We start from the raw sequence: 23,006 nt of genomic DNA, 5'->3' as shown, positions 1-23,006 counted from the left end.
CCTTATCTCGAACGACCTGCGAATAGTTCCGATCCGATTAGCTTTACGTAGATAAAACTAATGATTGCCACACATAAGAATACGATAACGGAAAGTGTAGAACCTTCCCCAAAGTTCTGTTGGGCAAATAATGTTTTATATGCATAAATCGATATCGATTCCGTTGCGTTGGCAGGTCCTCCGCCAGTTAAAACGTAAATTAGATCGAATACACGAAATGCATCTAGCGTTCTAAACAATAACGCAACTAAGATAGACGATTTTAACAACGGCAATGTTATGCCCCAGAATTGCTGGAATTTATTAGCGCCATCCACGTTTGAAGCTTCATATAGAGATGCTGGTATCGTTTGAAGACCCGCTAAAAGCAATAAAGCCATATATGGTGTTGTTTTCCAGACATCGGCTAAGATTACCGAGAACATACCACCATTAGAAGTCGATAATAACCAGGATGCATCAGGAATAATATGAAAAACCTGTAAATAGTGGGCGACAATACCTGATTGTCCGTCATACAAAAAGCCCCACATCATAGCAGCAACGGCTGTTGGAATTGCCCATGGAATCAAGACAGATGCACGGATAATACCTCTTCCCTTAAAAGCCCTGTTGATGAGAAGTGCAATCGCTAAACCTAAAACCAATTCAAAGACAACTGAAATTATTGTAAAAAATGTTGTATTCCACAACGATTTCCACATTCGCTGATCTTGAAAATAATTGACGTAATTATTAAGGCCAACGAAATTTGATTTCAGGATAGTTTCACTAGTGCTGCCTATTAACCCAGCAGTTTGCTTAAACTGCTCACTCAGCGCATCGTCACTAGCAGATTCAGCAATTTGCATCAAATCTGTTTGATAGCTGTCTAGAGCTGATCGATAGGATTCAGCAAAATCATTTTCTATCTCTATATACTTAAGCTCTTCGTTAGTAACAGGCTCATAGTTCATCAGCATCTGATTGATTTTATCAACCTTCTGCTTCACTGCATCGTCACTTAGCAAATTACTGTGAAACTCATTGATCCCTTCCTCAATATTCGTAATCGTTTCTTTTACCTCAGGCTTTTCAGCAGAACCCTCTAAATCCTCCAGTTGGCCCTCAATATAAAAGTAATTATCAAGATAGTTTTCAAGATCGATATTCGAACCCAGTAATGTCTCTGATCGTGCAGGATCATTTAGCCTGTAATCAAACATACTATTCCAAAACGATTGAGCAACCGGCCAAAGGACAACTACAATTACGAGAATCAATGATGGGATCACCATCGTATAGCCAAGCTGTTTTTCATTGAGTTCAAAACGTCGTTTTTTCCTGTCTGCCATTTATAAAACCCCCTTACCTATAGAACGAATAATATGTATTTAATGATAGATTGATAGAAAGGCAAGATAGGTTACCCTATCCCGCCTTATTTTATTGTTTAGCAGTATTTCAATACCTTGTGACCTTCCTTCTTACTCATTAACCGCTTCTGTAATTTTTGCTTGCATATTTTTTGCAGTCTCTTCTGCAGTTTGGTCTCCAGTTAAGGCCTTTGATAATTCAATTTGCATAATGTCAGAAATTTTTGGATATATTGGCGTTACTGGTCTTGATACAGCACTTTCCAATACTTTTGTAAACTCTGGATTTGCAAATAATGGACTTGCCTCTTTCACTTCTGGATCGTCATACAGCGCTTTAAGCGTAGGTGCACGTCCTCCATAGATTGCTGTGATTTTTTGTCCTTCTGTACCAGTCAAAAATTTCACAAATTCCCATGCTGCCTCAGGATGTTCAGAATAACGGTTAATCATTGCCATCCATCCACCTAGACTAGACGCACTACCTGCATCACCTGCCGGTAGGGTTGTGATTTTTGAGTTACCAACAATTTTCGAGCGTTCCTCGTCAGCTGCAGATGCTTGCATGTACGGCCAGTTTCGTGCAAATACAGATTTGCCTTCAATATAAGCTGTTTCTGTTTCCACTTCTTTAAAGTTTAAAATGTTATCAGGTACAAAGTCGGAGTTTACAACATCTTGCATTTTCTTAATAGCCTTAATTGTTTCAGCGCTATCAGCTACAACGTTGTTATCTTCGTCAATAATTTGTCCACCGTAAGATGCAATATACTCAATCGCGTTAGTTATTAAGCCTTCATATTGAGCTGCTTGCATGATATAACCAAAATCTGTTCCTTTTTCACCTTGATATTTTGCAGCCATTTCCATCAATTCGTCCCATGTTTTTGGAGGCGTTTCAACAATATCGGATCTGTAAAAAAGAACACCCGCATCTGTATAGTTTGGCATTGCCCATTGTTTCCCATTATATTTACCTGATGCTACCGTTCCTGGGAAATAGGCATCCATATCAATTCCATCTTTTTCAATAAAACGATCTAGTTCTAATGCATAATCTGCTTGCCCAAACTCAGCGGGCCAAATCACATCTGCATTGAAAACATCAATTTCAGTGCTTTGTGCACTGAAGGCAGTTACATATTGATCATGTGTCTGTCCGCTATCAGCTGGCATTTCACGATATTCTACATTAATATTTGGAAACTTTTCCTCAAATGCTTCAATTACTAGATTGATAGCACCTGTCGAATCAACGTTACGAGCATAAACAATCGTAACTTCTTCATCAGTTGCTTCATCTGCTTCAGTTGATGTATCATTATTCGAAATATCTTCAGATCCAGTCTCACTCCCAGAATCTGAATTACTGCATGCTACTAATAAGGTGGCCAAAACAACTATCCACAGAATACCTAATCCTTTATTTACAAAACCCAAAACAATTCCCCCTTTATTAATTCCAGCGTCTAGGTGCTTCTCTCATCTTGCATTACCTGTCTTCTACTTTTTACTCACTGACCGCTTCTTCTATTTTGGTTTGCATGTTACTCGCAGCTTCCTCTGCAGTTTGTTCTCCTGCTAAAGCTTTTGAAAGTTCGATTTGCATAATATCAGAGATTTCCGGGTAAATTGGCGTTATCGGTCTTGGAACAGCGCTTTCCAATACTTTAACGAACTCTGGATTTGCAAATAATGGACTAGCTTCTTTTACTTCTGCATCTTCGTAAAGAGCTTTTAATGTTGGCGCAGATCCACCCTCAATTGCAGTGATCTTTTGACCTTCAGCACCAGTCATGAATTTCACGAACTCCCAAGCTGCTTCAGGATGCTCAGAATAACGGTTAATCATCGTCATCCATCCACCGAGAGTAGATGCACTACCTGCGTCACCTGCTGGTAGAGTTGTGATTTCTACATTACCAGCAACTTTTGAGCGAGACTCATCAGCTGCAGATGCTTGCATGTATGGCCAGTTTCGTGCAAATACTGATTTACCTTCAATAAATGCAGTTTCTGTTTCTATTTCCATGAAGTTTAAAATGTTGTCGGGAACAAAGTCTGAACCTACTATTTCTTGCATTTTCTTAATAGCTTTTACCGTTTCAGGGCTATTCGCTACGACGTTATTTTCTTCGTCAATAACTTGTCCCCCGTAAGATGCAATAAACTCAATCGCGTTAGTAATTAATCCCTCATATTGAGCTGCTTGCATTAAGTAACCAAATTCTGTTCCTGCTTCACCTTGTAATGCGTTAGCTTGTTCGATTAGTTCATCCCAAGTTGCTGGAGGTTCCTCAACAATATCGGAACGGTAGTAGAGTACACCAGCATCTGTGAACTTCGGCATTGCCCATTGTTTCCCGTTAAACTTACCAGATGCTACAGTACCTTCGAAATAAGCATTCATATCAATTCCATCTTTTTCAATAAAACGATCCAACTCTAATGCATAATCTGCTTGAGCAAATTCGGCTGGCCAGATAACATCAGCATCAAAAACGTCAATTTCAGCACTTTGTGCACTGAAAGCGGTTACATACTGATCATGTTGTTGCCCTGTGTCAGCAGGCATTTCGCGATATTCCACATTAATATTCGGATGAGATTTTTCAAAAGCAGCAACTAATTTTTCATTTGCACCAGTTGTATCTACACCACGAGCATAAACAATCGTTACTTCTTCATCAGAAGCCGCATCCGCTTCAGTAGATGTGTCATTATTCGAAGTATCACCAGATTCTTCCTTACTTCCTGTATCTGCGTTATTACAAGCTACTAATAGAATGACTAAACCAATTATCCAAAGACTACCTAAACTCTTTTTCCAGATCTTCAAAATGGTTCCCCCTTTTTTGGTTTGATTTCATTGTTTCAAAATGAAATATTTCAAACAAAATTTTCAAATAAATGAAATCGATTACATCTTGGTTTCAATTATACAATAAGTTAATCGGATGTCAATAATTTCTGAAATTAATTTCTAACGTAAACATGTGATGCCAGATAGCACCAACATTTTTTCTTTTCTTAGAAAAAATGATTGTTAGAAAACTTGGCTTATCGCCAAGAACAAATCTGTTAAAATGATAAACGTTTACATACCTTTAAAGAAAAAAGCACAAACGTTATGCTACTTAACGTTTTATGCTTTAGTACTACTTCCGCAAGAATCCACCTTCTGAATTAATCACTTGTCCCGTGATCCATTCTGCCTCATCGCTTGCCAAAAATCCGATTAAATGAGCGGCATCTTCAGGCATTCCCATTCGCCCCATTAAAAATTGCGATGAGAGTTCCTGTTTAAAATCAGCTGTCATCCAACCGGTATCTGTTGGCCCAGGGTTCACCGCATTTACTGTAATACCAAGTGGGGCAACCTCGGCCGACAATGTCAACGTAAATCCTGATATAGCAGCTTTTGTTGCGCCATAAGCTAGTTCTTCAAGCATCGGACCCTGTGCCTGTCCCGAGGTCATATTAATAACCCGACCTGCTGAACCTTCAGCTTTCTTAAACCGTCGTGCAAACTCTACACACAACAAAAAGGTAGCGCGCATGTTGACAGCATAATGATTATCAAGTGTTTGAACATCAAGTTGCTGGTATCCATCCCTCGTTGAGTAGGCAGCATTGTTCACCAAAATCGTTGGTAGACCCATTTTAGACTCAACCATATCCAATAATTCAAATGGAGCATGTGGTTCAGATAGATCAACTTCAAACCCTGCACAACGAACACCTAATTCAAGCATTTCTTTTTGAAAAGTAGTCGCCCAATCAGGTGACGCTTCCCAATAAGTAAAAAATATAGCACACCCATTAGCAGCAAGCTTGCGACATACAGCCGCACCAATACCATGTGCATGACTAACTCCCGTTACAATTGCAATCTTTTCCTGCACAAACAATCACCTCTTATGTAGACTCACGAATAACTAATTCGTGATCCAAAATAATACTTTCTACCTGCTTACCCTGAATTTTGTTGATAATCATTTTTGCAGAAATACACCCCATCTTATACATCGGTTGTGCAATAGTAGTCAACGTTGGATGCGTCATATTCGAAAATGCTATTTTATCAAATCCAATCATTGCAAAATCTTGTGGAACTCGTAAACCTGAGGAATTGACTTCTTTTAGCGCACCAATAGCTAACATATCGGATACAGCAAACACGGCTGTCGGCCGATCAAACAAATCCAGTAAACGTCTCATCGCACGCTTACCATCCTCGAAATCCAATGATTCTGTATTACAAATCCAGTCAGCTTCAACTTTTAAGCCATACTCATTCAACGCTTTTTCATAGCCCCGACGCCTCTCACGTGCATATAAAAACTTTTCATCTGAATTAATAAGTGCAATTTTTTTCTGTCCAATTTTAATCAAATGCTTCACAGCGTGATACGCTGCCAATTCATTATTAATCGTGACATACGAAATACTCGAATCCTCATCAAACTCACTGCATTGAACAATTGGATACTGGCTAGCAAGTTCGATCAGCTTGTTCTTATTCACCGAAGGATCCATGGAAATTATCCCGTCGGCTAAACGATTTCTAATTAAATTAAAATAAATAGACTCCCTATCCGGGTTCGAGTCTGTTTCACACAAAAGAATATTGTAACCAAGGCCTATCGCGGTGTCTTCAATTCCCCTAATAATGTCTGAATAAAAGGGGTTTGAAATACTCGGGATTAAGACTAGAAGTAACCTACTTTCCGAGTTTCTCAAATTACGCCCAAGTACACTCGGTTCATAGTTCAATTCATCTATTGCCTGTTCCACTTTCAACCTTGTCTTTTTTGCAACAGTACTACTATTATTAAACACCCGTGATACTGTCGCAACGGAAACCCCAGCTCTCTGAGCCACTTCTTGAATGTTCGCCACGGAATCCCCTCCTACTTCCAATTGTCATTTTTTGAAAACGATTACATATAATCTTATTATTACAAACAATTTTTGTCAACACAATCACCATCAATTTGACAGTTTCTTGTGGTTTAAATAGACGACAACAGTAACATCAAAGAGCCATAACCTAGACTACCTAAGTTATGGTTCTCCTATTTTATATTCAAGTTCTTCTATTTACAAACTCTTCAACGCTTCTTCAATCTGTACATCGCCAGAAACCATCTCAAATGCTTTATGATAGGCATTAGGTTCTTGGATTGCAGCAATCATGGTTTTCGCTACGTCTTCACGTGGAATTGAATCACGTTCAACCGTTTCCCCAACCTTGATTTTGCTAGTTCCTTTATCGTTCGTTAGACCACCAGGGCGCACGATTGTGTAGTCAAGTTCCGTATTCTGTAAATATTTATCCGCTTCTTTTTTCATTTTCAGATAATAATGCATTGCTTCTTTTCCTTTTTCAGGCTCTCCAAGCTCTCTTCCAGCACCAATGCTACTCAAAATAATAAATTTCTTAATGCCCGTTTTTTCAGTTGCTTTCATCAAATTAATAGCACCATCTCGGTCGACCGAGGCTGTTTTATCTGGTCCCGTTTTACTACCAGAACCTGCTGCAAACATGACAACATCCATGCCTCTAACAGCATGACCAACATCACCTTCAAGGTCAGCGATGACAGGAATTCCACCTAGTTTCTCCATCTCCGGTTTTTGTTCCTCTTTTCGAATCATCGCATACGGTTCATGTCCATCCTGTTTCAAATACTGAATAAGTAAACGACCTGTATGACCATTTGCTCCCGCTACTAGTACTTTCATTATATATCTACTCCCTTTTCTGTAATAATAGTATATATAATGTCTTTCCGTTAACAGGGAGAATTAAACGTTAAGAAAAGGAACTGAAGTTATTATCATGGTATTACGCCATACATAATAAAAGAATAAGCAAGATCAATGAACAACAAGGCTGAAAAGGATGCTAACAGGAATGATATCAACAATTCCATAACACATTCGAGTAGTTTCAGTATACTAAAGTTTCTATTTACTCATTTTTTTCTTCTTTCTGATCAAAAATTAAATTTTTATCTATATCTTTCGTATCATAATTATCACCGAAAAACTTTTTCATTTTCGCATCTGCTTTTTGCTTTATTGGCTCGTCAATATGTGAATAAATTCGGTATAATGCATAAAGGATTACCGCGCTATCATCGGTTATCCCAACCAATGGAATAAAATCGGGCACTAAATCAACAGGTAAAATTAAATACCCAAGCGCTCCTGCAATCGTTAATTTAGCAGACTTTGGTGTATTCGGACTTTTAAACGCATAAAACAACAAGAAACTGTAATACGCTACTTTAGTACCTAAAAGTTTCGCATAGTTGAGCATTTTCGAACCAAATTTATTTTCAGTAAAATATTTTTGACTTCCTTTAATCGCTTTAGCTGGGTCAAATTTCGCTAGTTTATCTTTGTAACCTTTTTTATCTGACATATTAACCCTCCATAATTCAACAAAATATAATCTTCTTATGGTATATGGTAGAGTTTCTTATCTAAAAATGCAATTTATAAACTAAAAAATGCCCGAATTTAAACGGACATTCCTTTTTTACTGTATTAGTAATTAATCACTCACCTTAACATTATACGTTCTCAACCAATAGTCAATCTGACACAAATGAGCAATTAGCTGCGGTCCTTTCATTAATTGGCCATACCACGGTTCGGTAAACTCTTTCCCTTCACTGTTGACAATGGCTTCTATGCGATCCCGCCTCACAAAATCGAATAGTGGCGAATTAGAATCTGCTAAGATTTCTTTCATCCAGTTTACCACTTGACGTGTATATTCAGGTTGAAAGGTTTTAGGATACGGGCTTTTTTTACGATATAATACATCTTCAGGCAACAGACCTTCTAATGCTTTTCGTAAAATACCCTTTTCTCTTCCATCTAAGATTTTCATGTCCCATGGAATGTTCCACACATATTCCACTAGTTTGTGATCTGCAAATGGAACCCTAACCTCCAGACTCGCCCCCATACTCATCCGATCCTTACGATCTAACAACTGAGCCATAAACCAATGCATATTCAAGTAAAAAAGCTCACGGCGTCGCGCATCCTCTTCACTTTCCCCGTCTAAACGGGGCGTTTCGTTAATTGTATCTTGGTACCGATCCATGACATAAGATTTTAGATTTAATTTCGTTTGCCATTCAGGATGAAGTAGGTCGATTCTTGAATCCAAGGACTTCATCCAAGGAAAACCATCTCCTTGAGCGCTAGAGGGGTCATGGAACCAAGGATACCCGCCAAAAATTTCGTCAGCACATTCTCCAGATAAACTAACCGTTGTATGTTGCTTGATTCGGCGACAGAACCATAATAACGAAGAATCAATATCAGCCATACCAGGTTGATCACGTAACGTGACTGCCTCTTTTAATAAGTCCGCTAAGTCAAAGCCGGAAATCACCTCATCATGATGATCTGTTGAAAAATGGTCGACTACTTTATCAATCCAGGGCTGGTCGCTCGAAGGCTGAAACTTGCTTGCCTTAAAATGCTGATCATTCCCTTCATAATCCACCGAAAAGGTTGACAGCGGTCCTCTCCCATTTTTTTCAAAGTAGTCAGAAGCAATTGCAGTGATTGCACTCGAATCTAAACCACCTGATAGAAAGGTAGATACTGGGACATCCGCAACCAGTTGGCGCTCGACAGCATCAACAAATAAATTCCTAACTTTTTCAGAAGTTTCCTCAATAGTATCTGTGTGTTCACGACTTTCCATATTCCAATACCGCCAAACGCTTAATCCATCCTTTGAAAAAGTTAACGCATGGCCTGGCCTCAATTCTTTAAACCCTTTAAATATCCCGTGACCAGGTGTTCTTGAAGGACCAAGTCCAAATATTTCTGACAAGCCCGTACGATCTACCTCTGCATTCACGCCATCATGTGCTAAAATCGCTTTTAATTCCGATCCAAATAGAAAACGTTCATTAGCTTCTACAAAAAATAGCGGTTTAACTCCAAGCCGATCCCGCGCCATAAATAGCTTCCCTTTGCTAGGGTCCCAAACCCCAAAGGCATAGATTCCATTTAAGTATCGAACACAGTCATCTTGCCACTCGATATAAGCGGTTAGTAAAACTTCCGTATCTGATGTTGTATGAAATTGATACCCTTTATTACACAAATCAGTCCGCAATTCTTCCGTATTATATAATTCCCCATTATATACAAGTGTGTACGTAACACCTTTATAGTCCTTACTCATCGGCTGTTTTCCACCTTCAAGATCGACAACCGCAAGTCTTTTATGACCAAACGCAGCATGTTGACTCATCCACACCTGCGAATCGTCTGGCCCCCTTAATGTCAATGTTTCTGTCATTCTCTGCAATGTAGATTGCTCAGATCGAACGTCTTTCTGCCAATTAATAATTCCAGTTATACCACACATATTAGTTCATCCTCCCACGGTAAACCTCTTCTCCATGGATATTTTATGCAACAAGTTGGGTACCTGTCACATTTTTATTGTCATCGTAAAGATTTTTTAACAGCACTTGCATAAAATTTACTGAACATTTATACTGTTAAAATCACTTTAACGATGAGCTAAACGAAACGATAAAGGTTGTATTTTTAAAAATACATTTAATTTCATATAGGAATAAGTTTTTTACAAGTAACTATCAAAATGTTCATTCTATTACGGAGGTTATTACTATGTTTAAACTACTAAAACAACTAACAGAACTTCAAGGCCCTAGTGGGTTTGAACAGCCTGTCACATCTTACATAAAAGAAAAAGTCACTCCATTATGTGACGAAGTAAAGGTTGATGCAATTGGCAACGTCATTGCTAGATTTAAAGGGAATAAACCAGGTCCAAAGGTGCTTTTAACCGCCCATATGGATGAAATTGGCTTCATCGTTAAAAAAGTCGAAAAAAATGGATTAATTCGATTTGAAAAGCTTGGCGGACATGATGACCGAATTCTACTTGCCCAAAAGGTAATGGTGCGAAGTGAAAAAGGACCTAAACTTGGAATAATCGGTACCATTTCAGTTCATTATCAAAAGTTTGACAATAGCCAAAAGGTACGAGATTACAAGCAACTATATGTAGATGTTGGTGCAAGTTCGCTGGCCGATGTTGAGGAAATGGGGATTGCGGTTGGTGATCCGATCACATGGGACTCACAGGTTGAATTTTTAGGAGATGAACAAAACGGAAAAATCGTTGGTAAAGGCTTTGATGATCGAGCGGGTTGTGCAGTATTAATTCAATTACTGGAAGACCTTCAGAATAAAGAGTTTTCTGGTGAAGTTATCGCGCTTTTTGCTGTCCAGGAAGAGGTTGGTTTAAGAGGTGCAAAGGTCGCACTTGCTAACCTTGAATTTGATATAGCGATAGCGCTTGATACGACTGCCGTCAGTGATACACCAGAAGACGTAATGGATAATACCCTCCAAATTGGCGGTGGAGTAGGCATAAAAATCATGGATAGTAGTTTAATCTCCCATCCTGCAGTCAAGGACAAGCTCGTCGAATTAGCGAGAACAGGAAAAATAAAGCACCAACTCGAAATATTTACTGGAATTGGAACGGATGCGGGTGCAGTTACCTTAGCAAATAAAGGTGTTCCAACAGGGGTGTTATCAATTCCTTCCAGAAACGCTCACTCTCCAGTTGAGGTGATCGATCTAAAAGACTTGGAATCCGTAAAAGAACTTTTGACCGCCTTCATAAAAAATGACAATCAGAAATCAGACTTCCTCTTTTACTAAGATAAATTATACGAGGAGAGGACGATAACTGATGAAACGATTAAAACTCGGTATACTTGTAATGTTAGGACTCTTGTTGAGAGCAGAAGTCGTTCCTGTTGAATAATTTAAGTTAACTTCAATCAAAACAGCAAAATCTCCAAATATAGACGCAACTTTGAACGCGTCTATATTTGGGGATTTTTCAGTAATTTACAGTCTAGGTCGATTATCCAAGAAATTCCGATAAGCAAACCCTTTTACTTGATCCTCAGAATAGTATTTAAGTAACTCGTTGATTAGATTTTGATAGTGTGCAGCATCAGATAAATCCGTAACGAACGACGTAATACCGTCAAAGTCAGAACCAAAACCAATATGTTTTACTCCACCAAGTGAACATAGATGATCGATATGTTTTAGTAAATCAGCTATCGTCGCATTATCTTTTTCATAATTAATAAACGGCGGGTTAAAAACTACATGAAGCGTACCATTGTTTGCGAACATTGCTTTGACTTGTTCATCATCAAGATTACGAACATGGTCACAAACTGTTCGAGCATTCGAATGACTGGCAATCGGGTATTTTGCTAGCTCCATGATATCCCAAAATCCCTTAACCGTTAAATGGGAAACATCGGTATATACATAATTTTCATTATTAAGCTTTACTACTTCTTTTCCGAGAAGTGTTACCCCTCCGCCACGTGGCTCTTCTGCTCCATCAGCACAAAGGTTTGCATTATTCCACGTTAAACCTACTGACAAAACACCAAGGCGATATAAATGACGCAGCTTACTCAAATCATTACCAAAAGCATCTGCGCCTTCTAGTGTTAAAACAGCACCAATTTCATTTTCTTGCAATGCATCAAAGTCTTTCCATGATTTGATGTGTTTCATCTCCGGATTTTTTTCTAGTACCTCAGTATAAAATAAGTCAATTTGTTCCAAAGCATGTTGCCACTTTTCACTTGCCGGGACATTTGGGTGGATAAATATGGCGAAAAACTGCGCCATTAGTTGTCCCGCCTTTAGATTGGTTAGGTTATTATCCAAATGTTTCGATGTTTTATAATCAAGTGTACCGCTTTTAATAAACTTTCCTCGTTTAGCAAGTTGCATTTTCAACAGTGCATCACAATGTGTATCAATAATTTTCATTTAATAGCCCCTTCTTGTTAGTTTATTAATCTATATGCTAGAGTGATACAGGAAAAAAATCAATAATTAGAATTAGGTAAAGTAGGTGAACATTGTTCAGTTTACGAGGAAATATAAATAAGAAAAGGTACTGAGTAGCACAACTCAAGTACCTAAAATTCCAAACTTTAATTTTCAGTTGACCATCAATAATACTCATCAGATATGTATTCTATTCGTAACTAGGTAAAATTAATACTTCTACACGTCTATTTTTGGCCTTGTTAACATCACTAGTATTAGGCACGATTGGGTGGTACTCCCCAAAACCTTTTGCACTAAACTTTTCAGGATCAAGTTCTGCATTTTTAAGCAATAAACGCATAAAATGAACAGCTCGTATAGCACTAAGCTCCCAGTTAGAATCAAATTCATCCGTATGCATTGGACGATTATCCGTGTGCCCACTAACTACAATATTCCTTGGCGGATCAGTGACTAAGAAGTTAGAAACCTCTGTTGCAATTTTAGATCCCGCTTCTTTAACCTCAGCACTTCCAGAGTCAAAAAAGACATCATTTAAAATGGTAATTAATAGTCCTTCTTCACCCAGTTGCGTTTTTAACACACCAGTTAAATCATTTGTTGTAATGTATTCATTAATTTTTCTTTCAAGTTCCCTTAATTCATTCATTTCTTTTTCTTTACCGCTTACAGTTTCTTTAACCTTTTCTTCTTCCCTATCCTTCTCTTTTTTTGTATCAATCGGAACTTCATTTTGTTTATTTCAGGACTTTCGTTGTGTTCAAGCACACCATTCCCACCAGAAAATTCACCATTAAAAACACGGGCAAGCTCCTCGAATTTCTGTGCATCTATACTACTCATTGCAAATAAAACGATAAATAATGCGAGTAGAAGGGTTAATAGGTCTGCATAAGGGATTAACCATGATTCATCTATATGTGTCTCTTTACGCTGTTTCTTTTTGCGCATCGGTCTCCTCCTGTTTTATTTTCGTTAACTCTCTTGGTGAAAGATAAGAACCTAATTTATCTTTAATGATTTGTGGAGATTCACCATTTGCTATCGACAATATTCCTTCTACCATTACATATTTAATCTTTGCTTCATTCTTAGACTTTTCTCGTAATTTATTTGCAAATGGATGCCATAATACATAACCTGTGAAAATACCGAGTAGTGTTGCAACAAAAGCTGCAGAAATCGCATGACCTAATGCATCTGTATCCTCCATATTCCCAAGTGCTGCAATCAAGCCAATTACAGCACCAAGCACACCTAAAGTAGGGGCGTATGTTCCAGCTTGTGTAAAAATAGAAGCCCCTTCCTGATGCCTCTCCTCCATCGCATCAACCTTTTCAAGCATAACATCCCGGATGAAGTCAGGGGATTGACCATCAACCACTAATTGCATTCCAGAGTAAAGAAACGTATCCTCTGTCTCCTCGATTTTACCTTCTAGTGATAAAACACCCTCCCTGCGGCTAAGTTCTGCCCATTCCGTAAACATTTCAATGATTTCTTCTATCCTTTTGCTTTTACCTTGTTTAAAAATAATCTTAAAAAGTGTCGGCACATTTTTTAGTGTACGCATTGGAAACGCAATAAAAACGGATGCGGCAGTCCCTCCAACTATAATTAATAATGCTGCTGGATTTATTAACGCAACCGGACTAACCCCTTTTAAAGTCATCCCAACTCCAATAGCGATAGTTGCTAATATCACGCCTATAATCGATGCCTTATCCACTATCTAACCCCCAATTTCGCTATACATTCATATATACTATATCGGTATTAAATATAGAAAATTAACCACTAAGAAGAAATAAAAAAGAAACCCGAAACATTATCAGTGTTTATTTCTTTACACGTCAATTAGGTTAATGAAATAATATAACTAATAAATCCTACTAATATTGTATGAATAAAACTAGGAGGTTTACTAATGAAGTTGACTGACCTTAATACAACTAAAGCACGAATAAAAGCATTAGAAAAGAAAATAAAGCCTTTTACAGAAAGAGCCCAACAACACGATGAAGATGGTTCATTTCCATTTGAAAACTTTAACGACTTAAAAGACATTGGTTATCCAGCATTAACCGTTCCAAAAGAATATGGTGGTTTAGGTATTTCACTATCTGAGATGATCCGCCTTCAAGAAACCCTGGCAAAAGCAGACGGTTCCACAGCACTTTCTATAGGCTGGCATATGGGAATCACTAAATTTCTAGGCGAACATCATACTTGGAAAAAAGAAAAGTATCAAGCGTTTGCGAAAGACGTTATGGAGACAGGAGCCCTTTTAAATAACGCTGCAACAGAACCAGCTACCGGAAGCCCTACTAGAGGCGGAAAACCTGAAACAGTCGCTAAAAAGGTTGGCGAGAAATGGGTGATAAACGGAAGAAAAACCTTCACTACACTTGCTCCAATTTTAGATTACTTTGTTGTTAGTGCCTCAATTAATGAGTCCGACAAAGTTGCAAACTTTTTAATCAAACGAAATAGGGATGGCGTTAAAATAGATGAGACGTGGGACTCTATAGCTATGAGGGGATCCGGCAGTCATGATCTTGTTTTAACAGCTGTAAAAGTTGAAGACGATGACCTTGTCCAATACTTGACACCTGGTAATAAACCAGCTGCCGGTTGGCTGTTGCATATACCAGCATGCTATCTTGGAATAGCTCGTGCAGCACAAGAATACGCGATAGAATTTGCTACAAGCTATTCACCAAACAGCATAGAAGGAACTATTTCCGACCTACCTAATGTAAAACAAAAAATTGGTGAAATGGAATTAAAAGCCATGCAATCTCAGCATTTCCTTTATTCTGTAGCGAAGAAGTGGGATGAAAGTAGTAATGAAATACGTCAGACGATGAAGCCAGAACTTGGGGCTGTTAAACTTTCGGTCGTGAATCAAGCTGTAGAAATTGTGGATTTAGCTATGCGTATTGCTGGTGCTCGTAGTTTATCTAAACAAAACCCGTTGCAACGCTATTATCGGGACGTCCGTGCTGGCCTACACAACCCGCCAATGGATGATATGACAATCGTGCAGCTTGCCACAACATCTATTGCAAGACAAAAAAATTCGGATAGGTAACACATTAGGTGTCCTATCCTTTTTTTATTTGTCAACATACCGAGCATTACCAGGTAGTGCCTGAAAATTCACCAAGAACTTATTATTAGAGAACTTGGCTTATCTCCAATCCTTAGTTGCACTTATGCAGTAAGAAAGGATTTATACTTTCTTAACTGCCAAGAAATCTTCCACGCGCTTCACATACTCACGCTTGTCATAAGAAAAATACAACTGACTTGCTAGCTTAACAGGATCGCCAAAGAAATACCGCTCATATAATGTTTCACGTGTACCGAATGAGCTCATCGTTAAATCCCAAGCTAGTCTAAAAATTCGCACGCGGTCCTCCGCATTCCGAGACTTCGACTGTAAATACTGATCCAAATCCGCACGTACTCGAGATTTAAATGCATCTTCTGTAGGAATCGACATTAATCCACTCGCACCTAACAACTGTATGATTTCGGTAAACCGTGGATAGACACGTGGGAATGTATTAATCGCAATTTGTAGTGTGGTTCGGTCTGGTCGCATAAATCCCCACTCATCAATTTGCGCATCAACCTCCGACTTCATCACCAAAGCCTTCATCGTTTCTAACGCTACAATAATTTCAGATACTTTCTCTTGAACATGCTGATATTCACTAATGTTAATCGTGTCGATGATAGACTGTACAACTCCTAATACGAACTCCGTTTTAATAATCTGTCTAGAAACAGCTTGATGCAACGTAAAAGGTTGAAACGAACTTGCTCCCATAAACGAATTCGAAACTTCCATGTTGTCATAGTAAAATACACGATCCCACGGTACTAACACATTATCGAATACAACTATCGTATCCATTTCCTCAAATCGCGAGCTTAATGGATAATTAAAAACAGAGTCGCCTCCCACGAACGATTCCCTGCAAACGAATCGCAGTCCCTCACTATTACTAGGTATAGAAAAAGCAAAGCCATTCGCTTTATCAACAACGCCCCCAGCTGAAAAGGCTAAAATTTCGTCCGTTATTCCACCTTGAGTCGCCAGAAGCCGCGCACCTTTAACCACAATTCCCTTCTCGGTTCTATCAACAACCTTAGCCGCAATTGGTTCTTCTGAGTCTTCAAAATAAAACTGTGTTCTATTTACTTGTGGATCAATAAAAGTATGTGTCATCGATAGGTCATTTTCACGCGCGTATTCATAAAATTTCGTTATGTTCTCAGGAAAGCAATTTTCTTTTCCCTCTAATAACTTCGCGGAAGAAGCAAACGCCATTAAAACAGTGTTCATATAGTCAGGACTTCTCCCCATCATTCCATTATTACTCCTAGCCCATTGCTGAACCATCGCTCGTCTTTTCACCAAATCCCCCTGAGTTTTTGGCTGTAAATATGAAATCCCTACTTGTTTCCCTGTCAACGGCGACAGATATGTCATAACATCCTTCGTCATTTCATCGTATTGCAGATCATATAAAGCTGCCTGGCTTTTTATTACACCCTTAAATGCAGGATGCTCAGAAATCTTCCCTGTTACCTGTTTCCCATCAATCCATACATTATTTTTCAGCTCATCAATTCGATCAATATAGTCATCCCCAGTTATAGCTGGCATACATACACCCCTCATTAAAAATAGCAAAAAATCACTCATACATTAGTTTAGTTATATCTTATTTATAAAGCTTTTCTATCGTTCCAACCTTTTTCAGTACTGTGACGAAATTCTGCTACTTACGGACTGTATTTTGCCTATGTCGGATCGTATTTCGCTGTCCAGGGACAGTATTTTTCTGACGGACTGTATTTCTTCTGTTACCGATCGTATTCTGCTACTCACGGACCGTATTTTCTCTATGTCGGATCGTATTTCGCTACTCACGGATCGTATTTTGCCTATGACGGATCGTATTTCGTTGTTCACGGATCGTATTTTTCTGACGGACTGTATTTCTTCTGTTACCGATCGTATTCTGCTACTCATGGACCGTATTTTGCCTATGACCGATCGTATTTCACTGTTCAAGGATCGTATTTTTCTGACGGACTGTATTTCTTCTGTTACCGATCGTATTCTGCTACTCACGGACCGTATTTTGCCTATGACCGATCGTATTTCGCTGTTCACAGACCGTATTTTCACTGACGCACTTTATTTTGTTTAACCACGGACCGTATTTCAACTACGTTGGTCTGTAAAATTTGTATCTTCTTGAAACATTCATTATCGCTCTATGTCGATATTTCCCGGGAAATGACCAACTTCCACATATAAGCACCATTAGAGTCACTATATCTAATGGTTAAACCTTTTAAACACAGCAAAAAGAGCCGCTAGCACTGATTCGCTTGCGACTCTCCCATACTATTAAGTTACTCTTATACCCCGCAAGCTTCCACAAATCCCTTAAAAATCTTCAACGAAGCTTCATCACCAGTTGTTGCCATTTTTTCCGGGTGCCATTGCAGTCCTAGCACAAATCCATGCGAACTACTTTCAATCGCCTCGATAATCCCGTCATTAGCTTTTCCACTAACTACAAAAGGATTAATCACCTTTCTATTTGCCTGATGATGCATCGTGTTTACCTTTAACGTGTCCACACCAGTTAATTGATACAATAGACTTCCTTCTGAAACAGTTACATAATGAGAGCCATGTCCTTTCGGTGCTTTTTGATTGTGCTGTATTAAATCACGGTCAATCTGAGCATAAATATCCTGGTACATATCTCCACCAACAGCAATGTTTAAAATCTGACAGCCACGACAGATTGCTAATATTGGTTTACCCATTTCAAGCATTTTTTTCATTAACAAAACTTCAAAAATATCCCTTGAAGGTATTATAATTCCAAGATTCGGGTGTGGCTCCTCCCCAAATAATGTTGGGTCAATGTCACCGCCGCCTGTTGCATACAAACCATCGATTGAATTTGCGATCTGCGTAATAGTTGCTTCATCAACCAAATTAGGTAACATGATTGGCACTCCGCCAGCTTGAACAATCCCGTTAACATTTTCCGATGCAACCATATACTCTTCTTCGTTTATATCCATTGAAGAAGTAACTCCTATCATTGCTTTCATAAACTTACCTCCTAACAATCCTATAAAACAAAGCCGTTAGTACTTTTGCAAAAGAACTTAGCCATTACAACTAACGCTCTTATATTCTATTAGAAAAATCGGCATTCGCCTCGTTTTGACTGGCGAATGCCGACTTTTTATACCTCTCTAATTATTCTGCTACAGAGGCCCATTTGTATTCATACAGTGCGCCAAATGTATTGTTGATAACGCCCTGCATTTTAGGAGAAATCAACTGTGCTCGTGCACTTTGATAAACTGGTGCAATTGCAGCATCTTCAAACAGAACTTTTTCTGCTTCCAAGAACGCTTCATAACGTTCAACAGGTTTAAGCGCTAATTCGTCTGCCGTTTTCGCAAGTAATTCATCATATTCCGGGTTAGAGTAACCCATCTTGTTGTTGCCACCATCTGTAATAAATAAGTTTAAGAAGGTGTACGGATCTAGATAATCAGGGAACCAGGATGATAATTGAAGCTGATAATCCATTTCATCATCTAGCGCCAAGCTTTGTTCAAATGGTACTTGTTTCAACGTAACTTCTAAGCCTTCAAGATTTTCCTCTAATTGATTTGTAATGAACTCGCCCATGTTCTTAGACGATTCACTGTTACTAGTTAGGAATTCAAGTTCAACTTTGTCTTTACCTAATTCCTCTAAACCTTTTTGCCAAAATTCTTTAGCTGCCTCCGCATTAAAAGTTGAAAGTTCTCCACTTGCTTCGCGGAAGTCTTCACCAGATTCAGGCAAAGATACGAAATTTTTAGGTACGAATCCTTTTGCAGCGATAGATCCATCATTTAAAATCTCATCAACTAAAGCCTGCTTATTAAACGCCTGGCTAATTGCTTTACGAATATTTTTGTTAGCAAGTGCATCTGATGTAGTTTGATTCATTTTCAGATAATAGACGCCCGTACCAAGTGTAACCTCATAATCCTCATTCGCAGAGTAGACATCTACAATATCAGAAGATAAATCCGTACGGTCTAGTTCTCCTTTATCGTATAAATCTACTCCGACTTGTGGATCTTTCACAACATCATACGTCAATTTTTCTAATGTAACTGCTTCTGCGTCCCAGTAATCTTCATTTTTTTCAAAAGTCCAAGACTGAGAAGTACTTTCCCAATCAGTTAATTTAAACGGTCCATTTGATAATAAAGCATCCGAGCTTGTTGCATAAGCATCGCCTTGCTCCTCAACAAACTTTTGATTTAGCGGATAATATGTTCCAAAAGTTGTTAATGACTCAAAGTACGGAATTGGTTTCTCTAGCGTAACAACCAAAGTATAATCTCCCTCTGCTTTAACGCCTAAAGAATCAACTGGTTTATCACCTGTACTTACTGCTGTTGCATTTTTAAGTACGCCGCCCATCATATATGGTCCGTATTCAGAACCAGTTGCAGGATCTAACGCGCGTTGCCACGCATACACAAAGTCATGTGCAGTTACAGGTTCACCATTTGACCATACTGCATCCTCACGTAGTGTAAACGTCCAGGTGAGCGCATCTTCACTGACTTCATGTTCTGTTGCAATTCCATCAACAATTTCAGCATTCTCGCCTAAGCGATATAGACCTTCTGTTGTGTTACTCAAAGCTTGGAATGCCAACAAATCTGTTGCCAGTGAAGAATCCATTGTTGGGATAATGTCCGTTTCTGTTAAATTAAACACTTGCTCTACATCGCTAGATTCTTCTACCGCCTCGTTTGACTCATCGTTGCCTGCACTAGTATTCTCATTGTTTGAGCACGCAACCATGAAGATACTAAAGAACAAACCAAGTACCAAAAGTAATGAAAATTTAGACAACTTCATTTGTAGTAACCCCCTTGTTAGTAACTAACTTATCTTACTACTAAATTGACTTGTAATTTCAATTATATTATTTTTCAGTCAATTATACAAGCAGGACTTTTACCCTATTTATAGTTATCTTCCTTTAAATAGTGATAGATTTCCCATCCTATGTCAGCAATAACCTTTGGCGAAGTTCTGTCTTCTACCCCTTTTGATAGAATAGAAACTACCATGGTTCGATTTCCAACATATAAAATACCAATATCATGACAAACCCGGGAAATAGATCCAGTTTTATGCGCTAACTCCCATTCATTAGGAGTGCCTATAATCTCTGAATCTTGTTCTGGAAGTCTAGCTGGCAAGCAATTTTGGAGTTGTTGCTTTTTTAACATATCTATCATTTGTTCGCAAGCATGCATGGACACAACTTCCCCCATTACCATTTGCTTTAGCATGGAGGTCATATCTGCAGCAGTAACTAGATTACGACCTTCAAGATTGGCAGGTACTACCATCAGCTTATTGTAAAATCGACTGTTCTCTAGGCCCAAGTCTTCCATCGTCTGTTGAATTTTTTTCGTGCCAACTAGATCAATGACCATATTAGTTGCAGTATTATCACTTTGAATGATCATCAACGTTACTAGGTCATAAATTGTCAGACGAGTTCCAGGCGTCATATGTTGCAGTACACCAGACCCTCCTACCAAATCTTCCTTTCTTAATTTTACTGTATCGCTCAATGAAAACTTTCTTTGATCAAAGGCTGTAAAAGCTGCTAGTAAAATAGGTACTTTAATAACACTAGCAGCATAAAAAAGTTCATCTTCATTACTAGTCCATGTTTCCTTCTTATCGAGATCATCGAGTGAAATCCCCCATGTGCCACCTGCTTGTTTTGTGATAGATTCTATACTATTTATTAATTGTTTCATGTATTTATTCCTCCTTAAAATACTTATTTACCACTAGAGTATCACTTTCCATTTTTCATTAAACCCTTCTCTTCAGCCTTTTTACTATTTCATCAACCACTTCTCTAGTAGAAGACGTTCCACCTAAATCACGTGTTTTAACCCCAGCACCTATAGTCTCTTCAATCGTATCTAATAATAGTTTTCCTAATTCATCATAACCCATATGATCTAGCATCATTTTTGCCGTCCATAGTTGACCGATTGGATTAGCTATCTCTTTGCCTGCGATATCTGGAGCCGAGCCATGAACAGGTTCAAACATAGAAGGATACTTGCCATTTATATTAATGTTAGCTGCTGGAGCAATTCCAATGCTTCCCATAATCGCTGCTCCGATATCTGTCAGTATATCTCCGAAAAGATTACTTCCAACGATAACGTCGAAGCTAGCCGGTTTTGTTACCAAAAAAGAAGAAAGTGCATCGATATGATTTGTCTCCGTATTTATTTCCGTATATTCTTGCCCAATTTCATGGAAGACCTTGTCCCAAAATGGCATACTATAAATGAGTCCATTTGATTTGGTTGCACTAGTAACTTTTTTATTTCGAGAATCGGCTAGTTTAAAAGCATAACGGACAGTCCGCTCGACAGCTTTCCTAGTAAAAACAGCATTTTGAACAGCGATTTCATCAGCACCCTGATGAATCGTTCCTCCTACCTCACTATATTCTCCCTCACTATTTTCCCTAACAATGACAAAGTCAAAGTCTTTCGGATTTGCGAGTGGTGACTTAACACCTTCTATATACTTAGCTGGCCGAAGATTAATAACTTGCTCACATTCACGGCGAATTTTGATCAGTAATCCCCATAATGAAATATGGTCCGGAACTAGCCTCGGATCACCAACAGCACCTAAGAAAATTTGCTCGAAATTTTTAAGATTATCCATACCATGTTCAGGCATCATCGAACCATTCTCCAAATAATACTCACAGCCCCATGGAAAATCAGTAAATTCAAATTTGATACCATCGTGAATTTCAGCTAGTGTTTCTAAAACTTTTAATGATTCAGGGACTACCTCCTGCCCAACACCATCACCTGGAATCACTGCAATATTATGTATAACCACATGATAACCTCCCACTTTTCTATAATTTATTATACAGTCATTTTATAAAATTTGCTTTATTAGAGGAAAAAAATGTTCTAGACTCAAAGGTGTTAACATACAATACATAGTTGCAGAATAATTATCATTTAGACTTCAACTTTTAGCCCCCTCTTCTTCTGCATCTTCATTATTTTTCATATCGGTGTTTTACAAAAATTGAAAACGGTAATACTGTAAGAAAAAGCTAGTCAAGGAGGATATCATAATGCCAAACGGAATTTATCAGCTAGAATTAGATATTCCAATTAAAAATGTCTGGTCTTTCGTAAGTGATATGAATAACTGGGCTCCCTTAGTTCCAGGATACATGGAACATAAGATTTTAAATGATAGACAATCTACATGGAAGTTCAAAGGAGAAGTCGGAATCATACAAAAAACAGTTAGTCTAAAAATAGACATTACGGAATGGCAGGAACCTTCACTGGTAACCTTTGATTTAACTGGATTGAATGAAAACTTCAAAGGTGATGGCTATTTCAAGGCTGAAGCAATAAATGGAAGAAAAACAAAAATAACGGGCTACATTGCAATTACTGCAAAAGGCATGATGGGGCCGATGGTTAACTCTTTTCTAAAATCATTTGTTCCAAAAACCACAAAAGACCTAACCGAAGCAGTTGCTGCGAAAATAATTGAACTCGAATCCGTAACTACATAAAGTAAAC

General features: G+C 38.4%; 19 protein-coding genes and 1 pseudogene. 4 read left to right on the top strand and 16 right to left on the bottom strand.

Annotation, left to right across the window (positions count from 1 at the left end; genetic code table 11):
* Window positions 1-2 precede the first annotated feature (2 nt).
* The 8 genes from CFK40_RS06010 to asnB form a co-directional block, all read right to left on the bottom strand.
* The gene (locus CFK40_RS06010; RefSeq protein WP_089531450.1) at window positions 3-1,334 is read right to left on the bottom strand and encodes a carbohydrate ABC transporter permease; all 1,332 of its coding nucleotides are present in this window, start codon (window positions 1,332-1,334) and stop codon (window positions 3-5) included.
* Between the two features lie 132 nt (window positions 1,335-1,466).
* A complete protein-coding gene (locus CFK40_RS06005) occupies window positions 1,467-2,795 on the bottom strand; it encodes an ABC transporter substrate-binding protein (protein ID WP_089531449.1) in 1,329 nt (442 codons plus the stop codon).
* Window positions 2,796-2,865: 70 nt separating this feature from the next.
* The gene (locus tag CFK40_RS06000) at window positions 2,866-4,194 is read right to left on the bottom strand and encodes an ABC transporter substrate-binding protein (protein WP_089531448.1); all 1,329 of its coding nucleotides are present in this window, start codon (window positions 4,192-4,194) and stop codon (window positions 2,866-2,868) included.
* 319 nt (window positions 4,195-4,513) lie between these two features.
* Window positions 4,514-5,266, bottom strand: coding sequence for an SDR family oxidoreductase (locus CFK40_RS05995; protein ID WP_089531447.1), 753 nt, complete (start codon window positions 5,264-5,266; stop codon window positions 4,514-4,516).
* A gap of 7 nt (window positions 5,267-5,273) precedes the next feature.
* The gene (locus CFK40_RS05990; RefSeq protein ID WP_089531446.1) at window positions 5,274-6,257 is read right to left on the bottom strand and encodes a LacI family DNA-binding transcriptional regulator; all 984 of its coding nucleotides are present in this window, start codon (window positions 6,255-6,257) and stop codon (window positions 5,274-5,276) included.
* Between the two features lie 201 nt (window positions 6,258-6,458).
* Window positions 6,459-7,103, bottom strand: coding sequence for an SDR family oxidoreductase (locus tag CFK40_RS05985; protein ID WP_089531445.1), 645 nt, complete (start codon window positions 7,101-7,103; stop codon window positions 6,459-6,461).
* Between the two features lie 229 nt (window positions 7,104-7,332).
* The gene (locus CFK40_RS05980) at window positions 7,333-7,788 is read right to left on the bottom strand and encodes a YkvA family protein (RefSeq protein WP_089531444.1); all 456 of its coding nucleotides are present in this window, start codon (window positions 7,786-7,788) and stop codon (window positions 7,333-7,335) included.
* Window positions 7,789-7,920: 132 nt separating this feature from the next.
* Window positions 7,921-9,768 carry an asparagine synthase (glutamine-hydrolyzing) gene (gene asnB, locus CFK40_RS05975; RefSeq protein WP_089531443.1) on the bottom strand — a complete coding sequence of 616 codons (1,848 nt, stop codon included), beginning with the start codon at window positions 9,766-9,768 and terminating at the stop codon, window positions 7,921-7,923.
* 269 nt (window positions 9,769-10,037) lie between these two features.
* Between asnB and CFK40_RS05970 the strand changes: the two genes are divergently transcribed.
* Entirely contained in the window at window positions 10,038-11,102 is a 1,065-nt protein-coding gene (locus CFK40_RS05970) for a M42 family metallopeptidase (protein ID WP_089531442.1), read from the top strand.
* 192 nt (window positions 11,103-11,294) lie between these two features.
* Here CFK40_RS05970 and CFK40_RS05965 read toward each other — a convergent pair whose 3' ends face one another.
* The 3 genes and pseudogenes from CFK40_RS05965 to motA all read right to left on the bottom strand — a co-directional run bounded on the left by CFK40_RS05965 (window position 11,295) and on the right by motA (window position 14,001).
* Entirely contained in the window at window positions 11,295-12,248 is a 954-nt protein-coding gene (locus CFK40_RS05965; protein ID WP_089531441.1) for a dipeptidase, read from the bottom strand.
* A gap of 211 nt (window positions 12,249-12,459) precedes the next feature.
* A pseudogene (gene motB / locus CFK40_RS05960) lies at window positions 12,460-13,223 on the bottom strand (flagellar motor protein MotB).
* Window positions 13,201-14,001, bottom strand: a complete 801-nt coding sequence (motA, locus tag CFK40_RS05955; RefSeq protein ID WP_089531440.1) for a flagellar motor stator protein MotA — start codon at window positions 13,999-14,001, stop codon at window positions 13,201-13,203. The pseudogene motB and the gene motA overlap by 23 nt, the downstream one beginning before the upstream one ends.
* 198 nt (window positions 14,002-14,199) lie before the next feature.
* On the opposite strand from motA, the gene CFK40_RS05950 reads away from it, so the two are divergent.
* Window positions 14,200-15,366 carry an acyl-CoA dehydrogenase family protein gene (locus tag CFK40_RS05950; RefSeq protein ID WP_089531439.1) on the top strand — a complete coding sequence of 389 codons (1,167 nt, stop codon included), beginning with the start codon at window positions 14,200-14,202 and terminating at the stop codon, window positions 15,364-15,366.
* Between the two features lie 141 nt (window positions 15,367-15,507).
* Here the strand turns inward: CFK40_RS05950 and hpaB are convergent, their stop codons facing one another.
* On the bottom strand, window positions 15,508-16,953 hold the full coding sequence (hpaB, locus tag CFK40_RS05945) for a 4-hydroxyphenylacetate 3-monooxygenase, oxygenase component (RefSeq protein WP_089531438.1): 1,446 nt from the start codon (window positions 16,951-16,953) through the stop codon (window positions 15,508-15,510).
* A 139-nt stretch (window positions 16,954-17,092) separates the two neighbouring features.
* Between hpaB and CFK40_RS20720 the strand changes: the two genes are divergently transcribed.
* Window positions 17,093-17,503 carry a hypothetical protein gene (locus CFK40_RS20720; protein WP_152640103.1) on the top strand — a complete coding sequence of 137 codons (411 nt, stop codon included), beginning with the start codon at window positions 17,093-17,095 and terminating at the stop codon, window positions 17,501-17,503.
* 214 nt (window positions 17,504-17,717) lie between these two features.
* On the opposite strand, the gene CFK40_RS05940 is transcribed toward CFK40_RS20720, so the two are convergent.
* The 4 genes from CFK40_RS05940 to CFK40_RS05925 form a co-directional block, all read right to left on the bottom strand.
* Window positions 17,718-18,428: a gamma-glutamyl-gamma-aminobutyrate hydrolase family protein gene (locus CFK40_RS05940; RefSeq protein WP_089531437.1), complete on the bottom strand. Its 711-nt coding sequence runs from the start codon at window positions 18,426-18,428 to the stop codon at window positions 17,718-17,720.
* A gap of 151 nt (window positions 18,429-18,579) precedes the next feature.
* A complete protein-coding gene (locus CFK40_RS05935) occupies window positions 18,580-20,256 on the bottom strand; it encodes a peptide ABC transporter substrate-binding protein (RefSeq protein ID WP_089531436.1) in 1,677 nt (558 codons plus the stop codon).
* Window positions 20,257-20,360: 104 nt separating this feature from the next.
* Complete coding sequence (locus tag CFK40_RS05930; protein ID WP_089531435.1) at window positions 20,361-21,176, bottom strand: serine hydrolase; 816 nt, start codon at window positions 21,174-21,176, stop codon at window positions 20,361-20,363.
* A gap of 58 nt (window positions 21,177-21,234) precedes the next feature.
* Entirely contained in the window at window positions 21,235-22,296 is a 1,062-nt protein-coding gene (locus CFK40_RS05925) for a tartrate dehydrogenase (RefSeq protein ID WP_089531434.1), read from the bottom strand.
* 247 nt (window positions 22,297-22,543) lie between these two features.
* Between CFK40_RS05925 and CFK40_RS05920 the strand changes: the two genes are divergently transcribed.
* Complete coding sequence (locus tag CFK40_RS05920) at window positions 22,544-22,999, top strand: SRPBCC family protein (RefSeq protein WP_089531433.1); 456 nt, start codon at window positions 22,544-22,546, stop codon at window positions 22,997-22,999.
* Window positions 23,000-23,006 lie beyond the last annotated feature (7 nt).

This window comes from Virgibacillus necropolis, from assembly GCF_002224365.1.
In the GTDB taxonomy this organism is placed as follows: domain Bacteria; phylum Bacillota; class Bacilli; order Bacillales; family Amphibacillaceae; genus Virgibacillus_F; species Virgibacillus_F necropolis.
Note: the sequence above shows the minus strand (reverse complement) of the source record. Positions and strands in the feature narration are given on the sequence as shown.